Source organism: Pseudomonas sp. PA-4-8C (genome assembly GCF_021606625.1).
Lineage (GTDB): Bacteria > Pseudomonadota > Gammaproteobacteria > Pseudomonadales > Pseudomonadaceae > Aquipseudomonas > Aquipseudomonas lactis.
Window position 1 is genome coordinate 1 of record NZ_WKCD01000412.1, and the last position, 3,264, is coordinate 3,264.

The window sequence follows — 3,264 nt, forward strand, 5'->3', positions numbered from 1 at the left end:
GCAATGCTGTTTTCCTGTTCGCTCAAGGCTGCGACCTTGACGTGATTGTCCTGAGTGTCGAACCGCGCTCCGGCCTGTCGATAACGATCAGCGATGATCCGCCCCAAGGGCATCGCCACCCCCAACTCATCGGCCAGCGCCTCGGTGAGGCTCATGTCCTTGACCGTGATCTCCAGGGTGCACGAATGGTCGTAGCTGGCGTCGAGCATAAACGGGGTCAACTGATTGCTGACAAAGCAGTTACCGCGGGAGGTTTTTACGAAATCCCAGAACCAGTGCAGCGGGATCTCATTGGCCCGGGCCAGCACCAGCAACTCGGCCCACACGGCGGTGGCGGCGTAAAACAGCAGGTTGGTCAGTAACTTGACGGACTGCCCGGTGCCGATCTCACCTACATAAAATGCCTTGCGGCCCATGGTCTCCAGCACGCTGTGACTTGATTGATAACCGATTTTGTCGCCACCGATGTAGAAACACACATTGGCGAAATCCACCCCCATATGCGACAGATTGCTGACCGGGGCTTCAAGGCTATGGATGTGTTTTTGTCGGGCCAGTCCGGCGATATGCCGGGTGTTGTGGTAATCGGTGGTGGAGGTATCGATCCATACCGAATTTTCCGCCATCCCGGCCAGCGCACCCTCCGGCCCGGTCATGTTTTCCAGCACATGATGGGGTAGGGGCAGGCAGGTCACGACAACCCCACAACCGCTGGCACACAGCGCGGGGGTGGCCTTCCAGCGAGCACCTGCAGCGATCACGGAGCTCGCACGTGTCGGGTCGATGTCATACACCTGAACCTCGTATCCGGCGAGCAGCAGACGCTCCACCAGTGGCCGGCCCATATTTCCAACGCCGATGAAGGCGATTTTGTTTGGCTCTGCGGTGTGCATATCGCTTCTCCTGTGGGCCGCTTCAAGCGAACTCGCGCGCCCTGCCGGCGCCCTGGCCGGATACCCAGATGGAATTGAAGTTATCGAGCATGACCTGCCGGCAGGCGACCGTTTGATCACTGCCTAGCGGGGTAAACACGGCATCAATGTCCGGGTACACAAAAAACGGCAGTGACACCCTGGCGCTGCTTGCACGGTGGATCACCTGGTGCGGCGTACTGGTAAACAGGCCGTTGCTCCACTTCATCAACATATCGCCGAGATTCACCACCACTTCGTTGGCGCGGCAAGGAACGTCGATCCAGCGGCCTTGTGAAAAGGCACTGAGGGCGCAGGCATCTCGCGGGTCCTGGAACAGCAAGGTGAACATGCCGTTGTCGGTGTGCTTGCCCGCGCCACTGCCCGAGGGTGGGTAATACAGCGCGCGCTGGATCAGCACCGGGTTGGAAAAAAACGCCTGGAAAAAATCACGGTCCAGCCCGAGGGATAGGGCCAAGCCGCGCAGTAGTGCGGGCACTACCCGGTCCAGTACTTCTTGTTGCAGAGCGAGCATGGACTTGGCAAAGCCGGGGGCCTGACCCTCGCTGGGCAACAGGTTCGGCCCGGTAAACGGCAAGTCGCAGGCCGGCGCTTCCCGGCCCATGTCGAAATGCTGCTTTCGATCCGGGCCGGTGGGGGGATGCAAGGTCTCGCCAAACGTATCGACATATCCACGGCACGTCTTGGGGATGACCACTTGCCGGTCCTGGCAGAACTGGTTCTTGGTGGACAGTGGCAGCGCGAAGAATTGGCGGGCGGTGTCCAAGGCATCCGCTATCAACGAGGGCTGTATGCCATGATCGGCCAGGTAGAAGAATCCATCATTGACGCAACATTTGCGCAAACAGCTGATTTCATAATCTGCTTGGGTCGATTCAAGACGCTCAAGGGAAATACTATTGAGCACATCCATGTTCGACTCCTGATTATTTGTTGACGGCAAACGCCAAGTAGTGGGCTTGCACGTCGTTCAAGTAAGCGGCGTTCATAAACGAAGGCAATACAGAAAGTTGTCTGGAGGCCGTTAGTTTATGCAGTAGGGAGTCAAAGTGTTCTGCTGTATAAAAAGTACAGCGCGTACTCAGTAGGATCAGTCCGCTATTTTTTGTGATTCGCATAAGCTCATGGATGGCCTCTGTGGGTAGATGGCCCTCGATAAATGCACCGCAGCAAAAGGTTGCGTCATACTGGTTGTCAGCGATCATTGGATTATGTTCAGTAAGATCCACCCCACCATACAATGTTGCATAGGCCCGGGTTTCGCGCGCCAAGTTAGTCATGGCCGGCGATAAATCACAACCATCGACAGGCGAAAATCCCCGCAGCATCAGTTCTTTACCGACCAGACCGGTTCCGCAGCAAGCATCCATGATTCGCATGGGGCGGCGCGCTTCAGAGGCCGGGAGCAACGAGTCGAAGAGGTCACCGAGCATGCGGGGGCCGCAGTAGTTTTCTTCAGATACATCGTTGTCATAATCGACTGACCAGGTTTCGTAATAATTCCTCAACCGCGAATAGTCACGATCAAAGTTAAGCGCCTGGTTAACGGAAGTTGGCGGTAAAGGTCGGCCACCTTTGATAGCGTAGTTTTCGCTGGCCATTCTGTATTCTCCGAAAAAATTAATCTTCAGGTTGAATTGAACAGTGGTTGCTGCTTGGAGGGCTATTCTTATTCGTCAACTATGGCGCTGTAAATAGCAGGTAGACGACTTATCCTACAGATTATTCCTTATAGTTAACTGTTCGTTATACATTGCATTTATTTTCCGCTGATCATCAAGAAGCAATGAGCCTGCCTTGACAGAAAACTCCTCAGTACCTTGACGCCTTACCTTCAGCCATCATCACGCTAATGCAGGCAGGGCACCACGCCCATGCTATTGCTTAATTTATTCGGCGATCATGGCGCCACACGGGTGGCGAGCCTGGTAGCCAAGGCACAAGGGCTGGGTGGACAAAATTCTGCTGAATGGCAAAGCCTTTGCCTTTACCGCCGAAGACCTTTGGACAGCAAGATGCGGGCATCCTTTACCACTATGTCCCCGGTCTATACATACCTGTAAAGCGGGCAGAGCGAAGCTGGTCTATGACGTCGTTGACGATGAACGCTATGGATAAGCTTGTGGTCACCTTACGTTCATCAAGGCACGACGATTCCATTTTCCCTAGCGAACCGCTGGACTCTGGTTCGTCCTAACCTTTAGGCAGCACGCACCATCGTGTCGTGGAGCAGAAGCCAGATCAATCTTCCAAGGTAATCTGAAACGGTAATTTATCCTATTGATTATTATCGTTAATATTAGTTGTGTATTTTGATTGAGATACCAAATGG

At 54.3% G+C, this 3,264-nt stretch carries 3 protein-coding genes; all 3 read right to left on the minus strand.

From position 1 onward, the window contains the following. Positions 1 to 893 (minus strand): NAD(P)-dependent oxidoreductase (locus tag GIW04_RS29175; RefSeq protein ID WP_236479484.1); only part of this gene is annotated, 893 nt, incomplete at its 3' end. A 22-nt stretch (positions 894 to 915) separates the two neighbouring features. Next, positions 916 to 1,845 (minus strand): isopenicillin N synthase family dioxygenase, encoded by a 930-nt coding sequence (locus GIW04_RS29180; protein WP_032902221.1) that lies wholly within the window; start codon positions 1,843 to 1,845, stop codon positions 916 to 918. Positions 1,846 to 1,858: 13 nt separating this feature from the next. Next, positions 1,859 to 2,533: a class I SAM-dependent DNA methyltransferase gene (locus GIW04_RS29185; protein WP_050587213.1), complete on the minus strand. Its 675-nt coding sequence runs from the start codon at positions 2,531 to 2,533 to the stop codon at positions 1,859 to 1,861. Between the last annotated feature and the right edge of the window lie 731 nt (positions 2,534 to 3,264).

Bases quoted from the DNA above. Each gene is read 5' to 3' on its own strand.
- GIW04_RS29180 (WP_032902221.1), bottom strand. From the start codon at position 1,845: ATGGATGTGCTCAATAGTATTTCCCTTGAGCGTCTTGAATCGACCCAA.
- GIW04_RS29185 (WP_050587213.1), bottom strand. From the start codon at position 2,533: ATGGCCAGCGAAAACTACGCTATCAAAGGTGGCCGACCTTTACCGCCA.